Raw genomic sequence first — 17,786 nt, 5'->3', positions numbered from 1 at the left:
ATGAAATCTAAAGCTAAAGTTGTTGTAGTTGGTGGTGGTGTAGTAGGAGTTAGTGCTCTTTATCACTTAGCAAAAAAAGGCTGGTCTGATGTTGTTTTAATTGAGAGAAAAGAATTAACATCTGGATCTACTTGGCATGCTGCAGGTCTACTTCCATTATTTAATATGAGTTATTCGGTTGGACAGCTTCATAAGTATGCAGTGGATCTTTATAAAAAATTAGAAGAAGAGACAGGACAAAATGTTGGTTTCAGTGTTGTATCAAATATTCGTTTAGCAAGCACTAAAGATAGAATGGATGAGTATCATCAATATGCAGGTGTTGCTCAAACAATTGGTGTGGATGTAAAATTTTTAACACCAGATCAAGTAAAAGAAATTTGGCCATTGTGCCGTACAGAAGATTTACTTGGAGCAATCCAACACCCTGAAGATGGATACATTCAGCCAGCTGACTTAACACAAGCAATGGCAACAGGTGCTAGAAATTTAGGTGCAGAGATTTATAGAAACACAGCTGTAGTTGGAATGAAACAAACTAAAGATGGCTGGATTGTTGAAACAGATAAAGGTGCTATTGAATGCGAACATGTAATTTCTTGTTCTGGAAACTTTGCTAGACAAACTGGAAAAATGGTTGGATTAGATATTCCAGTAATACCAGTTGAACACCAATATATTGTAACAGAACCTCATCCAGATATCGTAAAAAGAAAAAAAGATGGCTTACCTGAAATGGGAGTTTTAAGAGATAGCGACAGCAGATGGTATATGAGAGAAGAAGCAGGTGGATTAATATTAGGACCATACGAAGATGGTGCGCCAGCTTGTTATGTTGATGGGCCATCAAAAGATTCAGAGTATGAACTATTTCAAGAAGATTTAGATAGATTAGCACCGCATATAGAAGGAGCTATTCATCGTGTACCAGCTTTTGGAGAAGTTGGAGTTAAGAAAGTTTATAATGGTGCAATTTGTTATACACCAGATGGAAACCCAATTGTTGGACCTGCATGGGGATTGAAAAATTTTTGGATTAATGAAGGACACAGTTTTGGAATAACTGCAGCAGGAGGAGCGGGTTGGCAACTTGCAGAATGGATAATTGATGGTGAGCCAACAATAGATATGCTTGGAGTTGAACCAAGAAGGTTTGGTGATTATGCAACAAAATCTTATTTAAAAGAAAAAAATGAAGAAGCTTACAATCATGTATTTAAAGTTCACTACCCAGATGAAGAAAGAGAGGCTGCTAGAGAATTAAGAACATCACCTTGTTATGACAGAATGAAAGCATTAGGTGCAGTATTTGGTCAAAAATTTGGTTGGGAAAGACCCAATTTCTTCGCAATTGACGGGATGGAGCAAAAAGATGACTGGTCATTTAGAAGATCAAAATGGTTTAAAGCAATTGAGCAAGAATGCAAAAATGTAAAAGAGAATGTTGGTCTTTTAGATATGACGGCATTTGCTAAATGTAGAATTAAAGGACCTGGTGCTGAAGAGTTTTTAGATTATTTAGTTGCAAACAAACTTCCTAAAAAAATTGGAAGAATTGGATTATGTCATGCACTTAATACTAAAGGTGGAGTGCACTCTGAATTTACAATCATGAAAGAAGCTGAGGGAAGTTACTATTTAGTTTCTGCAGGAGCAAACCAAAGATTAGACCATGACTGGATTCAAAAGTGGATGCCAACTGATGGTAGTGTTCAATTTGAAAATTTAACAAACAGTATGGGAGTTCTAGTTGTATCTGGCCCTAAAGCTAGAGAGCTAATGACAAGAGTTTCAAGAGATGATTTTTCAAATGAAAATTTTAAATGGTTGAGTGCAAAAAATGTTAATGTTGGTAACGCACCAGTTAATGCTATGAGAGTAAACTTTGTAGGTGAGCTTGGCTGGGAGTTACACCATCCAATTGAATATCAAAATCACATCTTTGATAGATTAATGGAAGCTGGAAAAGATTTAGGTCTTAAGCCTTATGGAATTAGAGCAATGAATAGTTTGAGACTTGAAAAATCTTATAAACTTGTTGGTACAGAATTATCAATCGAATATTCACCTTACGAATCTGGGTTAGATAGATTTATTCATCCCAACAAAGGAAATTTTATAGGACTAGATGCTTTGAATAAATGGAGAGAAAAAGGATTTTCAAATCAATTGGTTACCTTGGAAGTTCACAATATAGAGGATGCAGATGTTTTAGGAAATAATCCAATTTATGATAATGAAAAAGTTATAGGACGTGCAACTGGTGGAGATTTTGGATTTAGACTTGGAAAATCAATCGCATTAGGAATGGTCAAACCAGAGATTGCGACACCAGGGCAAAAATTGAAAATTGATATTCTTGGTAAAATGTACGATTGTACAATTTTAGAAGAAAGCCCATATGATCCTGAAAACAACTTATTAAGAGCATAATGAAAATATTAGTCGCTGTAAAAAGAGTTATTGATTACAATGTTCAAATCAGAGTTAAAGAAGATGGCACAGGAATTGTTACGGATAATGTTAAGATGTCAACCAACCCACCTGATGATAATGCAATTGAAGAGGCTGTAAAAATTAAAGAAGCAGGTAAAGCAACTGAAATAGTTGCGGTTACTATTGGTGAAGAAAAAGCACAAGAAACAGTTAGAAAAGCATTAGCTGTTGGTGCTGATCGAGGAATTCATGTTAAAGTAGAGGGGGTGGTTGAGCCCTTAGCAGTAGCTAAAATATTACAAAAAATTGTTGATAAAGAAAAACCTGATCTAGTATTTATGGGTAAACAAGCAATTGATGATGATTGCAACCAAACAGGACAAATGTTGAGTGCTTTATTGAACTGGCCTCAAGCAACTTTTGCATCAAAAATTGACATTAAAGACAATAAATTAGAAATAATTAGAGAAATTGATGAAGGCTTAGAAACTATTGAAGTTAACGTTCCAGCAGTAGTTACTTGTGATTTAAGATTAAATGAACCGCGTTATGCATCTCTACCAAATATTATGAAAGCTAAGAAGAAACCAATAGATCAAATGACAGCTGCAGATTTAGGTGTTGATGCAACACCAAGAGTTCAACAAATTAAAGTTGAAGAGTCACCAAAAAGAAAAGCTGGCATTAAAGTATCAAGTGTAGCCGAACTTGTGCAAAAGCTTAAAAATGAGGCGAAAGTTATATAATGTCAATTTTATTAATTGCTGAACATAATAATAAAGAATTAAGACCTTTTACTCTTAACGCTATTACAGCCGCATCACAAATTGATGGTGATGTTCATGCATTACTAATAGGAAACAATTGCTCTGATGTTGCCAAAGTTTTATCTGAAATACCCTTGGTTAAAAAAGTAATACAAGTTGAAGCCACTCATTATGAAAATTTTCTACCAGAAAATTTTGCACCATTGATTGTTAAAGTTTCTGAAAATTATTCCCATGTAATTAGTTCGGCTAATACATTTGGTAAAAACTTAATGCCAAGAATAGCAGCTTTAATGGACACATCACAAGTTAGTGACATAATCAAAGTGGTATCTCCAGATACATTTATCAGACCTATTTATGCGGGAAATGCATTTGCAACTGTAAAAAGCACTGATGCAAAAAAATGTGTAACTATTAGACCAACTTCATTTGAACCTTGTGAAACTTCAGGTGGATCAGCACCCATTGAAAAAATGGATTCGGTAAAAGAGTTTACGTTATCTAAATTTATTAAAAGAGAAGAAGTTAAATCAGATAGACCAGAACTTGGAACTGCAAGAATTGTGATCTCAGGTGGAAGAGGTATGCAAAATGGTGACAATTTTAAATTAATTACTGATATTGCAGATAAATTAAATGCTGCAATAGGAGCTTCGCGTGCAGCTGTTGATGCAGGTTACATAAGTAACGAACATCAAGTTGGTCAAACGGGTAAAGTTGTAGTGCCAGATCTATATATTGCAGTTGGTATTTCTGGAGCAATTCAACATTTAGCTGGTATGAAAGAAAGTAAAATTATTGTCGCAATAAACAAAGATGGAGAGGCACCTATTTTTAGTGTTGCTGATTACGGTTTAGAAGCTGATTTGTTTGAAGCCCTTCCACAATTCCTAGAAGAATTGAATAAATTAAACACTATACAAAAATAACAAATAATATAAAAAATTACCATATGCCTAGAGAAGCAATGGAGTATGACGTGGTAATTGTTGGTGGTGGCCCATCAGGACTATCGACTGCTATTAAACTCAAACAATTAGATCCAGAATTAAATATTTGCCTACTAGAAAAAGCATCCGAAATAGGAGCTCATATTTTAAGTGGCAATGTTTTTGAAACTAGAGCATTAGATGAGTTATTACCAAACTGGAAAGAACTTAATTCACCTATAAAAACTAAGGTTTCTAAAGAAAAATTCTTATTTTTAGGAAAATCTAAATCATTAAGCTGGCCAACATGGCTGCTTCCATCAGTTCAACAAAATCATAATAATTACATAATTAGTTTAGCAAATCTATGCAGATGGCTAGCAGAACAAGCAGAAGCTTTAGGTGTTGAAATATTTCCAGGTTTTCCCGCAAGTGAAATTTTATACAATGAAGATGGATCTGTTAAGGGAGTTGCAACTCAAGACATGGGAGTTGATAAAAATGGAAATAAAAAAGATGGCTTTGAACCAGGCATAGAACTATTAGGAAAAGTTACTGTGTTTGCAGAAGGATGTAGAGGGCATCTTGGAAAACAATTAATAGAAAAATATAATTTATCAGAAGGTAAAGATCCTCAACAATATGGAATAGGTTTTAAAGAAATCTGGGAAATCAGTGAAAAAAATCATGAAGAGGGAATGGTCATGCATACTGCAGGTTGGCCACTTGATAACAATACTTATGGTGGTAGCTTTATGTATCATGCAGAAAATAAACAAGTTTTTTTAGGATATGTAATTGGTCTTGATTATAAAAACCCACATCTTTCACCGTTTGATGAATTTCAAAGATTTAAAACTCACCCTGCAATTAAAAAGATAATTGAAGGTGGAAAACGTATTTCATATGGAGCAAGAGCTTTAATTGAAGGTGGACTTCAGAGTTTACCAAAAATGTTTATGCCTGGAGCTTTATTAATTGGTTGTGATGCGGGAACTTTGAATATGCCTAAGATTAAAGGATCACATACTGCAATGAAAAGTGGAATGATTGCTGCAGAAACAATAAACGAACATTTAAAAGAAAATAAAGATTTATCAATTTATGAGGATAAATTTAAAAAAAGTTGGATTTATGAGGAGCTCCACCAAGCTCGAAATGTTAAACCAAGTTTTAGCTGGGGTTTAATTCTTGGAATAATATTTACTGGAATTGATCAAATATTATTTAGAGGAAAATTACCTTTTACCTTAAGACATAAGCATGCTGACCATGAAACATTAAAACCAGCAAATGAAATGCCAAAAATTGATTACCCTAAACCAGATAATGTGATTACATTTGATAAAACAAGTTCTGTTTATTTAACAGGAACAAATCATACCGACAATCAACCTGTACACTTACAATTAAAAGATCCGAACTTACCGATAAATTATACTTTAGAAAAATTTGATGAACCTGCTCAAAGATATTGCCCCGCAGGCGTTTATGAAGTTCAAAATGAAAATGGTGTAAATAAATTTGTTATAAATTCTCAAAATTGTATTCATTGCAAAACTTGTGATATTAAAGAACCTTCTCAAAATATTACTTGGGTAACACCCGAAGGAAGTGGTGGGCCTAAATATGGAAATATGTAGTTAAAAGGATAAGATAATACCGGCAACAATAATTAAGCAAGACGTTAATCCAGCAAAAACTAGGTTTGTTAGATTTTCTTTTTCTTTTTCTTTTCTAGCTCTATTTAAAAGAATATTAATATCTACTCTTCCAGATGATGAAACTTCCTCACTCTTTTCAGGGGTTGCTAAAGGAGGAAGATCATTTAACTCTGTAGAACTTATTTTTTCAGCACTCATGTAGATAATAAACCATCAAAATACAAACAACACAAATCACTAGATGTTCATTTTGGGTTGACTCTTGCTTAAATCATGTCCATTTTGGGTGGAAATATAATTTTATGAAGAAATTATTACCCGAAGTATCAAAGCAAATCCACAGTGAGGATATACTAGAAGTAATTGAGAAAAACTTTGTTTCGATAATGCCTGTTTGGGTACCACTACAATTAGCTTGGGTTAATAATGTTTACAGAACTTTTCATGATTATGAAAAATTTATGATCATTATGCATTTATTAATGAACACATTTGAAGCTTATTCAAAGAATTTTGTGAAGTTAAATTATGAGGAGTATTTTGATCAAAATGAGGTTGAAATAGAAACAATAAATGTAATAGAGATATCCAAATCACTTAATATACCAAAAGAAACTACTAGAAGAAAAATTAATGAATTAGAAGAAATCGGTGTAATAAAAAGAGTAAATAGAAAGATTATAATTGATAGAAACACTTGGCCAAGCATTAAACCTGAAGAAACAATAAAAAGAATGACGAGATTTTTATCAACTCTTTCAAATATATGTGTTGAAGAAGGGATAATATCAGAACCATTCAGCAGTGAACGTTTAACAGAAACAAGCAAGGAATATTTTTCATTTGTTTGGAAACTTTATTATGAAATGCAAATGCCTATGTTATTAGGATATAAAAAAGTTTATGGCGATCTAGAATCCTTTCATATTCATGGCATTTGTTTAGTCAATCACGCTTTGCACTCAAAAAAAAATGATAATAGTGAAATGAATAAAGAATTTTACTTAGAAAAGTACTTCTTTGCTGAGCAAAAGGATGAAGTAGGTGTTAACGCAATGTCTATCTCAGATATTACAGGTATCCCAAGAGCTACAGTTATTAGAAAATTAAATATATTATTAAAACAAAAATTTTTAACAATAGATAGTAAAAAACATTATTCTATAACAGGAGTTCACCAAAAAAAAATATTAGACGTACAAAAAAATACCCTAAACAACTTATCTAAATTTTCTACACGTATTTATAATTTAAGTTTAATGAAAGATAATTAAATTAATTAAGATAAATCAATAGCATTTTTCTTTAAAACCTCCATTGAAACAAGTTTTAAAGTTTTTTCATGTGTTCTTTTTAAATAAACAGGGCATGGTTTTCCAGCATCAGCAGCTCTTGCATACCAACTAGCACATACACACCAACCATCTCCAGCTTTTAGACCTGGAAACCCAAATTCAGGATGAGGAGTTATTAAATCATTCCCAGCTTCTTTACACCACTCTAAAAATTCTGTTGTAACTTTTGCACAAACCGTATGAACGCCGTGATCATTTTCATCTGTACTACAACAGCCATCTCTATACCACCCTGTTAAAGGATCGTTAGAGCATTCTTCTAGATCCTCACCTAGAACATTTTTTTGATTGTCACTCATTTAAATTTTTGTAGGATTAGGTTGGCCTTTGTAGACAACCTCTGGATCAAATGATTTTTCTTTTTCTTCAAATTTCATTTCAATTTCTCTACCATTTTCAATTGGGCCGAGTGGAATTGATCTATAGAAACACGATCTATAACCAACATGACAGCTTGAACCATCTCCAATATCAACCGTTAACCAAATAGAGTCTTGATCATCATCAATTCTAATTTCAGTTACTTTTTGAGTAAAGCCACTAGTTTTGCCTTTGTGCCAAATTTGCTGTCTAGATCTACTAAAATAATGAGCTTCTTTAGTCTCAATGGTTTTTTTAAAAGCTTCAACATTCATGTAACCATGCATCAAAACATCTTTAGTTTTTGAACACATTGTAATAACTGGAATTAATCCATCATTATCAAATTTTGGTGAAAGGAGTTTGCCCTCTTCGATTTCAACTATATTTTCTCTTTTTTTAAACATAATTAGGTAATTATGTAGCATATTGTTAGATATATTAAATATTTTAAAAACAATGATTTACTGTATAAAGTTGCCTTATGAAATTAGTCGAAGACACAGATAGCAAGATTTTAGATACCAAAAAAGTTTCTGACAAAGAAGCTGAAGAGGCTTTTAAAACTATTTTAACTTGGATGGGTGAAGACCCTAGTAGAGAAGGGTTATTAGAAACTCCAAAAAGAGTTGTTAAAGCATTTAAAGAATATTTTGGTGGATACACTGAAGATGCTGAAAAAATTTTAGAGAAAACTTTCGGCGATGTTGAAGGTTATGATGACATGGTTGTTGAAAAAAATATTTCAGTATCAAGTCATTGTGAACATCATATGGCACCAATAGTTGGTACAGCACATGTTGCTTATATTCCAAATGAAAGAGTTGTAGGTTTAAGTAAACTTGCAAGAGTAGTAGAAGTTTTTTCAAAAAGATTACAGACACAAGAAAGATTAACAATGCAGGTTGCTCAAGCTTTAATGACTTCATTAGATGCAAAAGGAGTTGCAGTTACAATTGATGCAGCACACCAATGTATGACGATGAGAGGTATTAAAAAAGAAAATGCAACAACGGTTACAAATTATTTCTTAGGGGAATTTAAAAAAGATTTAAGTGTTCAGAATAGATATTTGAGATTTATTAGTAAGTAACCTTCTTAAGGAGGAAAAGCATGTCAGATAATTTTAAAGCACTAGTTGTCAATCAAGAAAGTGAAAATTTTACACGAGAAGTAAAATCAATAGATAAATCATTTTTAAAACATGGCGATGTACTTGTTCAAGTAGATTATTCAGACTTAAACTATAAAGATGCACTTATTTTAAATAATGGGGCAAAATTAGTAAAAGAATTTCCACATATCCCAGGAATTGATTTCGCAGGCACTGTTTTAGAAAGTGATAATTCTAAATTTATAAAAGGGGATGAAGTAATCCTTACAGGTTGGAGAGTTGGCGAAATTTACTTTGGTGGCTATTCTCAGTTTGCTAAAGTTAATGGAGATTACTTAGTTAAAAAACCAAAAGATATCTCATCTAAACAAGCAATGATCTTAGGGACTGCTGGATTAACAGCATTGTTATGTTCTTTTGCAATCAAAGCTAGAGAAGAACTTTTGTTAGGTGAAAAAGTAAAAGATGTTTTAGTTACTGGTGCATCCGGTGGTGTTGGAAGTATTGCAGTGATGATTTTAAATAAATTTGGTTATGATGTTACAGCTGTTACTGGAAAGGCAGAAAATGAAAAATATTTAAGATCATTAGGCACTAAAAATATAATAAATAAAGCAGATTTAGATAAAGACGCTAGACCATTAGACAAAGGTTTATGGGACGGTGTTGTTGATACTGTTGGTGGAAAGATACTTGCTAATGCGCTTGCACAAACAAGAGACAATGGAATTGTTGCAGCCTGTGGAAACGCCTCTGATTATAAATTAAATACAACAGTTATGCCTTTTATTATTAGAGGGGTTAAACTTTGGGGAATTAATTCTGTTACAGCATCGATTAAAAGAAGAGAGTTTGTTTGGGGTGAAGTTAAAAGTCTAATTGATTTCGAACAATTAGAAAAATCAATTAAAACAGTAAGCTTAGAAGATTTAATAGACATATATCCGAAAATGCTAAAAGGTGAGACATCAGGACGATATATTGTTGACCTTAATAAATAATGGATTGGGATAAATTAAAAATATTTCACGCAGTTGCAGAAGCGGGAAGCTTTACTAACGCAACAATAAACCTAAACTTAAGTCAGTCAGCAATTAGCAGACAAATTCAATCTTTAGAACAAGATCTTAAAGTACAACTCTTTGAAAGACACGCAAGAGGTCTTACATTAACTGAAAATGGTGAATATTTATTTAAAACAGCTCATGATGTAATTAGTAAATTAAAAGAAGTTGAATCTACTTTGGGAGATCAAAAAAATAAACCAACTGGTAAATTAACCATTACAACAGTTAGAAGTTTTGGTACCCACTGGTTAACACCTCGTATTCAAGAATTTATGACTTTAAATCCTGAAATAGAAATTGAATTAATTTTTGAAGATAGGGAGTTAGATTTAAGTACGAGACAGGCAGATATAGGTATTTTCATGAGAAGACCTAAGCAGCTTAATTATATTCAAAAAAAATTAGTGGATTTAAAATATTATATTTATGGTTCTAATAAATATTTAGAAAAACATGGGATGCCTAAAACTATTTCAGACCTTAATAAACATAAATTCATTTCATTTGGAAAAGGAGCACCATCTCCTGTCTATGATCCAGATTGGGCTTTAAAACTTGGAATTAAAGATGGTAAAAAAAGAAAACCAGTAATGAAAGTTAATAGTGTTATGGGTTTACTTTTAGCAGTTGAAGCTGGTGTAGGTCTTGCAGCACTTCCAGAGTATTTAGTTTCAAATTCAAATAATATAATAAAAGTACTTCCCAATTCAGAAGGACCTATAACAGAGGCTCACTTTGTCTATCCTCAATCACTTAAAAACACAGCAAGAATAACCGCTTTTAGGAACTTTTTGTTTAGTAAAATTGGTGATTGGAAGTCTTAATTAACTAGACTTATCATTAACATAAACTGAAACACCTCTAGAATTGATATCTACATCAAACTTTTTGTGTAAAGGTGGAAAGGCTCTTTGGGAACAGTCTAGTCTATCACAAGTTCTACAAGACACACCAATAGGGATCTCTGACGTTTTATCACTTACATTAATGTTTTCAGTATAGACAAAGTCTTTTGCATATTTTGCGTCACAACCAAGACCAATTGATAGTATGCTTTTTGATCGACCAAAACGTCCTACACCTTTCTCCACAGTTCTTGCTATACAAACATATTTTTCACCGTTAGTCATTTTACTAACAGCTGCTTGAATTACCCCAGGTCTTGTAAAAGCTGAATAAACATTCCATCTAGGACATGCACCCCCATACCTTGGTATATCAATTCCTGATAATGAAAATCTTTTTGAGATATTTCCTGCCATGTCAACTCTTAGCATATGAAAAGGAATTCCAGGTAATTTTGGATCTTGTAAGCATGTCACACGGTGAGCAACTTGTTCAAAAGAAGTTGCAAATGTATTTTGTAATAACTCTAAGTCATATTTTAATTTTTTACATTCAGCATGAAAAGATTTGTAGGGCATTAAAATTGCTGCACCACAATAATTTAATAAAGCAACCTTAGTTAACTTTTTAGACTCTTCTGAGGGAAAAGAAAATTTTGATAGATAATTATCAATATCTTTCATTGCACCTTCTTGTGCTATTTGTGCAGCTGCATGCAGCTTTTTTGTTTCTAAAGAACTATAATCACTTAATAAAAGTTCTTTTTTATTTTTATTATAGATTTTAGAAAAAGGCTTTCCTTCTTCTGGTAAAATATCTTTAACTGTAATTGAATATTCTTTATCTAAATATTCACATAAGGCAATATATCTTGTTCTATTATTTTTTTGAATTTTATCAAAAACTTTATCTGCAAACTCTTCTAATTTTGGAAAATAGTTTTTGTGTTCTTGAAGAAAGTCAGATATTACCTCACCAGGAAAAGAGTTTTTTCTATTATCGACTATTTTCCCTGAAATTTTTTCTATTTTATTAATTAGTTCGTGATCTTTCTTTTTAAGAATATCTCCCAATCTCACAAGAGCTCTACCGATCTTAGGATTTGTACCAACAAGGTCTTTAACTTCGGGACCAAGAATATCCAGATCTTCAAATAATTTATCATCTAGAATTTCTGAAATAGTATTTTCTAAGTTAACATCAGATTTTGATGTTAAGTCTGAGAGTTGGATATTTAATTTTTCACAAACCTTAAGTAGCAAATCACCATCTATTTTTCTTTTTCCACTTTCAATTAAGTTTAAATAACTTGGAGAAATACCAAGATCCTCTGAAAGTTTGTTTGCTTGTAGTCCTAACTGTCTTCTAAAAGCCTTTATTTTAGGACCAATTTTTAAATCAATTTGACTCATAAGTTCTGTTTGTAAATTTTGTAAATTTAAATTTACAATAAGTTTCTTTGTTTTACAAGGTTTTTAACGATTTAATTAGATTTTGTAAATTTAGTAAATTATAAAGTTTACATGAACAATAAAAATACAAATAAAAATCAAGAAAATCAAAGAGAAATTAACGAAAACAACAATCAGAATCAATTTAGTCAATCAGGTATTTACCTAAGAGACGATCATTGTGATTGGGGTTCAAGTGGGATGAATGAATTCACTCAAGAATTTAGTGAAAAAAAATAAGTCCTCTTACCGTTAATTTATACACGATTTAATTTTCTTAATACATAACCTAGAAAGAACTACCTATGAGCTCAGAAGCTAAAGTTTCATACGATTTAAAAAGATTTTCGGGAATTAAAAAAGACTACACTCCAGAAGAAGTAGAGCGATTAAGAGGTTCTATCAAAATTGAATATTCGATGTGTAAGCATCAATCTAAAAAATTATGGGATCTGTTAAATTCAGAAAATTATATTAATACATTAGGATCACTTTCTGGAAATCACGCTATTCAACATGCTAAAGCTGGATTAAAAGCAATTTATTTAAGTGGATGGCAAGTAGCAGCTGATGCAAATACTGCTGGTGAAATGTATCCTGATCAATCTTTATATCCATATGATAGTGCCCCAAAATTAGTTGAGTCAATGAACAATGCTTTAATCAGAGCAGATCAAATTCAACATATGGAATTACAAGATGGTGATATGAAATCAAAAGATAGAACAGATTATATGTTACCTATTATTGCAGATGGAGAAGCAGGATTTGGTGGCCCATTAAATGTTTTTGAATTAACAAAAAAATTTATTAAAGCTGGAGCTGCTGGAGTTCACTTTGAAGATCAATTAGCTAGTGAAAAAAAATGTGGTCACATGGGTGGAAAAGTTTTAGTTCCAACTAGTACAATGATTAAAAATTTAAAAGCAGCAAGACTTGCTGCAGATATTGCAGAGGTACCTTTAATAATTTTAGCAAGAACAGATGCAAATGCTGCAAAATTAATTACAAATGATTTTGATGAAAATGATAAACCATTTTTAACTGGAGAAAGATCTCCTGAAGGTTTTTATTATGTTAAGCATGGAATTGAGCAGGCTATCTCAAGAGGTTTAGCTTACGCACCTTATTCAGATTTAATTTGGTGTGAAACTGCAACGCCAAACCTTGAAGAAGCAAAAAAGTTTGCCGATGCAATTCATGAAAAGTTTCCTGGTAAATTATTAGCTTACAACTGTTCACCCTCGTTCAATTGGAAAAAGCATTTATCAGATGCTGAGATCTCAACATTTCAACAAAAAATTAGTGAGATGGGTTATAAGTTTCAGTTCATTACGCTTGCAGGATTTCATACGCAAAATATTGCAATTTTTGAACTTGCAGAAAAGTATAAAACAGAAGGCATGACTGCTTATTCTAAAATCCAAGAGCTTGAATTTGCTAGAGAGAAGGATGGTTACACAAGTGTTAAACATCAAAGAGAAGTAGGAACTTCTTACTTTGATGCAGTTTCAAATACTATAAGTAGTGGAAAAAGCTCTACAACAGCTATGGCAGGCTCCACAGAATCTGAACAGTTTTAATTATTCTTTAATAAGCTTTCTAAATGTGATTAAATATTTGGATGCTTATAAGTAGTTTACTTTTAATTATTCTTTATTTTTCTCATAGATATATTGTTGCTTGGATAATATTCTACAATAATCAAGATGAACGTTTTGGTAGCTCTATATGGCGTTGGTCATATGATTATCAAGTAATTGGGGAAAGAGACGTTTCAGATCTTGATGACAAGCCTTTTGTAAGAAAAAGAAGAGTTAGAAACCGCACTGTTTCAATAATGTACTGTAATTTCTTTATAGGGTTCCTTGTATTCATGTCTTTTCTTAGTAATTTGCTTATCCTGATATTAACGTAATTAATCGTTGTAAAATGCGTCAATAAATGCGATTGATAATCATTCGCAATGTTAATAATAAGCATTCTAAACTAATCAAGGGTAAAAAATAAAGGAAAAAATGAAAAAAATTATACTTATTATATTAACCTTGAGTTTTTTTAAAAGCATGACATTAGCTAATGAAGTTAATGTTTTTAGTGCAAGACATTACGATTCAGATATCCAGCTTTACAATAAATTTACATCTCAAACTGGAATTAAAGTGAATGTCATATCCGGCAAAGATAAATCTCTTCAAAAAAGAATTATAGAAGAAGGAAAAGATTCAAAAGCTGATCTTTATATTACAGCTGATGCTGGAAAGTTAGGACTTTTCGATTTAAAAGGGATGTTTCAAAACTCTATGTCGCCAGCAATTAAATCTGCAGTACCGGCAAACTTTAGATCTAAAAATTGGACAGGAATAGCTAAAAGAGCACGAATAATTTATTACTCTCCAGAGAGAGTAAGTGACAATGATCTTAATGGATTGACTTATGAAGGTCTTGCTGATCCTAAGTGGAAAGGTAGAATTGTTATAAGACAATCTAATAATATTTATAATCAATCTCTAGTAGCTTCATTAATAGATAATAATGGAAAAGAGAGAACTACTATTTGGGCAGAAAATTTGGTTAAGAATATGGCTAGAGACTCAAAGGGAAATGATAGAGCTCAGATTTTAGCTGTAGCAGCTGGCGAAGCTGATATTGCTGTTGCAAATACTTATTATTACGCACTTATGCTTTCTGGTAGTAAAGGTGCAGAGCAACAAGAGGCTGCAAAAAAAGTATTACCATTTTTCCCAAATCAGGGTGATAGAGGAACACATATGAATATTAGTGGAGGTGGAATATTAAAATATGCTCCAAATAAAGATAACGCAATTAAACTGTTAGAGTTTTTATTAACTAAAGATGCTCAACAACATATTGTTAATAATACGTATGAATATCCAATGATTGAAGGTGTTGAGCCTCATGGATTAATTACACAAATGGGGTTTAATTTTAAACAAGACCTTAAAACTAAAGTAGCTAATTACGGAAAAAATCAAGCTATCGCATTAGAGATAATGCTTAACGCGAAGTGGAAATAAAGAGGTTATAACACAGCGCGCTTTTAATATTAAGTTAATTACCCTGCTTGATGTTATTAGTGCGTTGTTAAAAAATGGGTAATAAGATTAACATTTGGTATTTTAGTTCTTTTGTCATATCCATAATTGTAGCTGTACCCATTATAACTGTATTCAGTAGTTTCTTTGAAACAACTGGAGGCTATGTAACAGTTTTAAAAAATACTTTTCTTTTAGATTATATTTATAATTCATTAATACTTTTGACAGGTGTTTTAACCTTAACTTTTATTATAGGAGTTGGTTGTGCTTATTTAGTTTCATTTTATAAATTTCCTGGTGTTAATTTCTTTAAATGGGCTTTAATCCTATCTTTTGCAGTACCAGCCTATATTTATGCATATTCATTAACTGCTTTTTTTGAAAACTATGGAACGGCTTTTTCAATTTTAAAAAACTTATTGGGCGAGGGAAATTACAACGCTCATATTCCAAAGTTTGATGGAATGTTAGGCGCAATAATTTCAATATCATTTTCGTTATTTGGTTATATTTACGTATTAACTAGAGCATCATTTCATTATCAGTCACAAAACTTAATAGAACTTGGTAAAAACCTTGGCTTTTCTAAGCAAAAATCATTTTTTAAGATAATCTTACCTTCAGCAAGACCTGCAATAGTTGCTGGCCTTTCTTTGGTTGCAATGGAGACCTTATCAGATTTTGGTTCTGTTTCATTTTTTGGAGTGTCGACTTTAACAACAGGTATTTATAATGCATGGATATCTTTTGACGATCTTACTTTAGCAAACAGGTTATCATCTTACTTGTTAATTTTTATACTTGGACTTTTTGTTATAGAAAATCTATCTAGAAAAAAAGCTCAATATCACACATCATCAAAAGGAGGGTTTAAATCAAAATCTGTAGTTCATTTATATAATTATAAATCAATTTTAGCGTTTTTATTTTGTACGTTAGTATTTTTCTTAAGCTTTTTATTTCCAGTTTTTCAAATGTTATATTGGACAATTATTTTTCCAAAACACTTTTTAGATTTAAATTTAATTGAATTATTCTCAAATACAATGTTGTTAGTTTTTTTATCGTGTTGCTTATTAATATTATTAGCCTTTATTTCAAACTATGGAAACAGAGTTTCAAAAAGTAAATTTTTAGAAGCATTAAATACATTTTCTATTTCCGGATATGCAATACCTGGAATTATTTTAGCTGTTGCTTTTATAACATTTATTTCATGGCTAGATCTTAATATGATTAATTACCTTGGAACAGAATCGATAAAATCTATTTTCATTGGATCTATTTTAGGATTGGTTATAATTTATTTTATAAGATTTTATTCCTTAGCTAATAACGGAATTAAATCTGGCTATCTAAAAATTAATTATTCTATAGATGAGAGCGCATATCTTCTTGGTTATTCAAAATTTAAAACATTTAGAAATATTCACCTTCCTTATTTAAAGAATTCAGTTTTATTAATAGGTATTTTGTTAACAATTGAAATAATCAAGGAATTACCGATTACCTTGATTATGAGACCATTTAACTTTGAAACCTTTGCAACAAAAGCGTATATTTATGCTTCCCAAGATTTACTTGAAGCTGCAGCAGCGCCATCATTACTGCTTATACTTATTGCAAGTTGCTTTATTTTAATTACATCTAGATATATCCTTAAAGATTAAACTTATGACAAAAAATTTCTTAGAAATAAATAATGTAACATTTGCAGCAAGTGCACAAAGTAAAGTGAACAATGTTTCTCTAACGATTGAAAATCAAGGAGACATTGTTTGTTTGTTAGGACCATCTGGTATTGGTAAAACTACTATACTTAGAACAATTGCAGGTTTAGAAAAAGTACAGTCTGGGAAAATTATCTTAAAAAATAAAATTTTGTCATCTGATAATACTCATATTGAACCTGAAAATAGAAATATTTCTATGGGGTTTCAGGACAATTCCCTTTTTCCCCATTATACAGTTTTAGAAAATATAAAATTTGGTGCAGATAGAAATAAAAAGAAGAAGAAAGGTTTAAATTTAAATGAAATAAATAAGCTTCTTCATATCGAGCACATTGTTGATAAATACCCACACCAGATAAGTTCTGGAGAAGCTCAAAGAGCCTCATTAGCAAGGTCTTTGTTATCTAATCCTGATTTATTGTTATTAGACGAGCCTCTTTCAAATGTAGATCAGAACTTTAAAGAAGAAATACAGGTTAAATTAAAGCAAATTTTAACAGAGCATAAGATTACAACAATTATTGTAACACACGACTCTTATGAAGCTTTTTATTTGGGAACTAAATGTGGAATAATTTTAGATGGTCAACTTAAGCAATATGATGACCCATATAATGTTTACCATTTTCCAAACTCAATAGAGGTGGTTAATTTTCTAAATCGAGGGATCTTAATCCCAGCAAAAGTTACAGGTGAAAATAGTTTAGAAAATGATGATCTTGGAACAATAACTGGAGATTTTATAAAACATTATCCAAAAGGATCTGAAGTTCAGCTTTTATTACAGCCTGAGGATCTTGAGCATGATGACAAAAGTAATTTAAAATTAGAAGTTGTGGATAGAAAATTTAGAGGAACAAATTTTATCTATACTCTTAAAACTGCAAGTAATAGATTAGTACCTGTTTTTGTTCATTCACATCATATTCATCAGCATGAAGTTGACGAAAAATTTGGTATAAAGAGACCAATTAATATTGATCATATAGTTTGTTTCTAATA

General features: G+C 31.5%; 17 protein-coding genes. 13 read left to right on the top strand and 4 right to left on the bottom strand.

The genetic code is table 11. The features are described from left to right. Genes AC5SLW_RS04245 through AC5SLW_RS04230 form a run of 4 tightly spaced genes read left to right on the top strand, consistent with a single transcriptional unit; the run spans nt 1 to nt 5,778 of the window. On the top strand, nt 1–2,433 hold the full coding sequence (locus AC5SLW_RS04245) for a GcvT family protein (RefSeq protein ID WP_494574705.1): 2,433 nt from the start codon (nt 1–3) through the stop codon (nt 2,431–2,433). Then, nucleotides 2,433–3,182 carry an electron transfer flavoprotein subunit beta/FixA family protein gene (locus AC5SLW_RS04240; protein ID WP_494574703.1) on the top strand — a complete coding sequence of 250 codons (750 nt, stop codon included), beginning with the start codon at nt 2,433–2,435 and terminating at the stop codon, nt 3,180–3,182. Before AC5SLW_RS04245 ends, AC5SLW_RS04240 begins: the two co-directional genes overlap by 1 nt. After that, nucleotides 3,182–4,135, top strand: a complete 954-nt coding sequence (locus AC5SLW_RS04235; RefSeq protein WP_006998032.1) for an electron transfer flavoprotein subunit alpha/FixB family protein — start codon at nt 3,182–3,184, stop codon at nt 4,133–4,135. The genes AC5SLW_RS04240 and AC5SLW_RS04235 overlap by 1 nt, the downstream gene beginning before the upstream one ends. 23 nt (nt 4,136–4,158) lie before the next feature. Then, nucleotides 4,159–5,778: an electron transfer flavoprotein-ubiquinone oxidoreductase gene (locus AC5SLW_RS04230; protein WP_018414289.1), complete on the top strand. Its 1,620-nt coding sequence runs from the start codon at nt 4,159–4,161 to the stop codon at nt 5,776–5,778. Here the strand turns inward: AC5SLW_RS04230 and AC5SLW_RS04225 are convergent, their stop codons facing one another. Then, on the bottom strand, nt 5,779–5,997 hold the full coding sequence (locus tag AC5SLW_RS04225; protein WP_494573872.1) for a hypothetical protein: 219 nt from the start codon (nt 5,995–5,997) through the stop codon (nt 5,779–5,781). A 104-nt stretch (nt 5,998–6,101) separates the two neighbouring features. On the opposite strand from AC5SLW_RS04225, the gene AC5SLW_RS04220 reads away from it, so the two are divergent. Further along, entirely contained in the window at nt 6,102–7,073 is a 972-nt protein-coding gene (locus AC5SLW_RS04220; RefSeq protein ID WP_494574701.1) for a hypothetical protein, read from the top strand. Nucleotides 7,074–7,078: 5 nt separating this feature from the next. Here AC5SLW_RS04220 and AC5SLW_RS04215 read toward each other — a convergent pair whose 3' ends face one another. Beyond that, nucleotides 7,079–7,453 carry a DUF2237 family protein gene (locus AC5SLW_RS04215; RefSeq protein WP_018414286.1) on the bottom strand — a complete coding sequence of 125 codons (375 nt, stop codon included), beginning with the start codon at nt 7,451–7,453 and terminating at the stop codon, nt 7,079–7,081. Continuing rightward, nucleotides 7,454–7,921, bottom strand: coding sequence for a phosphoribosyl-AMP cyclohydrolase (hisI, locus tag AC5SLW_RS04210; RefSeq protein ID WP_041185798.1), 468 nt, complete (start codon nt 7,919–7,921; stop codon nt 7,454–7,456). 77 nt (nt 7,922–7,998) lie between these two features. On the opposite strand from hisI, the gene folE reads away from it, so the two are divergent. The 3 genes from folE to AC5SLW_RS04195 are packed head-to-tail and all read left to right on the top strand — an operon-like array spanning nt 7,999 to nt 10,519. Then, the gene (gene folE, locus AC5SLW_RS04205; RefSeq protein ID WP_011282248.1) at nt 7,999–8,607 is read left to right on the top strand and encodes a GTP cyclohydrolase I FolE; all 609 of its coding nucleotides are present in this window, start codon (nt 7,999–8,001) and stop codon (nt 8,605–8,607) included. A gap of 20 nt (nt 8,608–8,627) precedes the next feature. Further along, nucleotides 8,628–9,629, top strand: coding sequence for an oxidoreductase (locus AC5SLW_RS04200; RefSeq protein WP_494574698.1), 1,002 nt, complete (start codon nt 8,628–8,630; stop codon nt 9,627–9,629). Next, complete coding sequence (locus AC5SLW_RS04195; protein ID WP_494574696.1) at nt 9,629–10,519, top strand: LysR family transcriptional regulator; 891 nt, start codon at nt 9,629–9,631, stop codon at nt 10,517–10,519. Before AC5SLW_RS04200 ends, AC5SLW_RS04195 begins: the two co-directional genes overlap by 1 nt. Here the strand turns inward: AC5SLW_RS04195 and AC5SLW_RS04190 are convergent, their stop codons facing one another. Next, a complete protein-coding gene (locus tag AC5SLW_RS04190; protein ID WP_018414281.1) occupies nt 10,520–11,953 on the bottom strand; it encodes an XRE family transcriptional regulator in 1,434 nt (477 codons plus the stop codon). 111 nt (nt 11,954–12,064) lie between these two features. On the opposite strand from AC5SLW_RS04190, the gene AC5SLW_RS04185 reads away from it, so the two are divergent. The 5 genes from AC5SLW_RS04185 (at nt 12,065) to AC5SLW_RS04165 (ending at nt 17,784) form a co-directional block, all read left to right on the top strand. Beyond that, complete coding sequence (locus AC5SLW_RS04185) at nt 12,065–12,232, top strand: hypothetical protein (protein ID WP_018414280.1); 168 nt, start codon at nt 12,065–12,067, stop codon at nt 12,230–12,232. A 65-nt stretch (nt 12,233–12,297) separates the two neighbouring features. Further along, nucleotides 12,298–13,575: an isocitrate lyase gene (gene aceA, locus AC5SLW_RS04180; protein ID WP_018414279.1), complete on the top strand. Its 1,278-nt coding sequence runs from the start codon at nt 12,298–12,300 to the stop codon at nt 13,573–13,575. A 435-nt stretch (nt 13,576–14,010) separates the two neighbouring features. Further along, nucleotides 14,011–15,030 (top strand): Fe(3+) ABC transporter substrate-binding protein, encoded by a 1,020-nt coding sequence (locus AC5SLW_RS04175; protein ID WP_011282242.1) that lies wholly within the window; start codon nt 14,011–14,013, stop codon nt 15,028–15,030. 74 nt (nt 15,031–15,104) lie between these two features. Next, a complete protein-coding gene (locus AC5SLW_RS04170) occupies nt 15,105–16,721 on the top strand; it encodes an ABC transporter permease (RefSeq protein ID WP_494574692.1) in 1,617 nt (538 codons plus the stop codon). Nucleotides 16,722–16,725: 4 nt separating this feature from the next. After that, nucleotides 16,726–17,784, top strand: a complete 1,059-nt coding sequence (locus AC5SLW_RS04165; protein WP_020169555.1) for an ABC transporter ATP-binding protein — start codon at nt 16,726–16,728, stop codon at nt 17,782–17,784. The last annotated feature ends 2 nt before the right edge of the window (nt 17,785–17,786 follow it).

It is taken from the genome of Candidatus Pelagibacter sp. PS_40, from assembly GCF_059417765.1.
The sequence above is the reverse complement of the archived record's forward strand: the minus strand, read 5'-3'. Positions and strand labels throughout refer to the sequence as shown.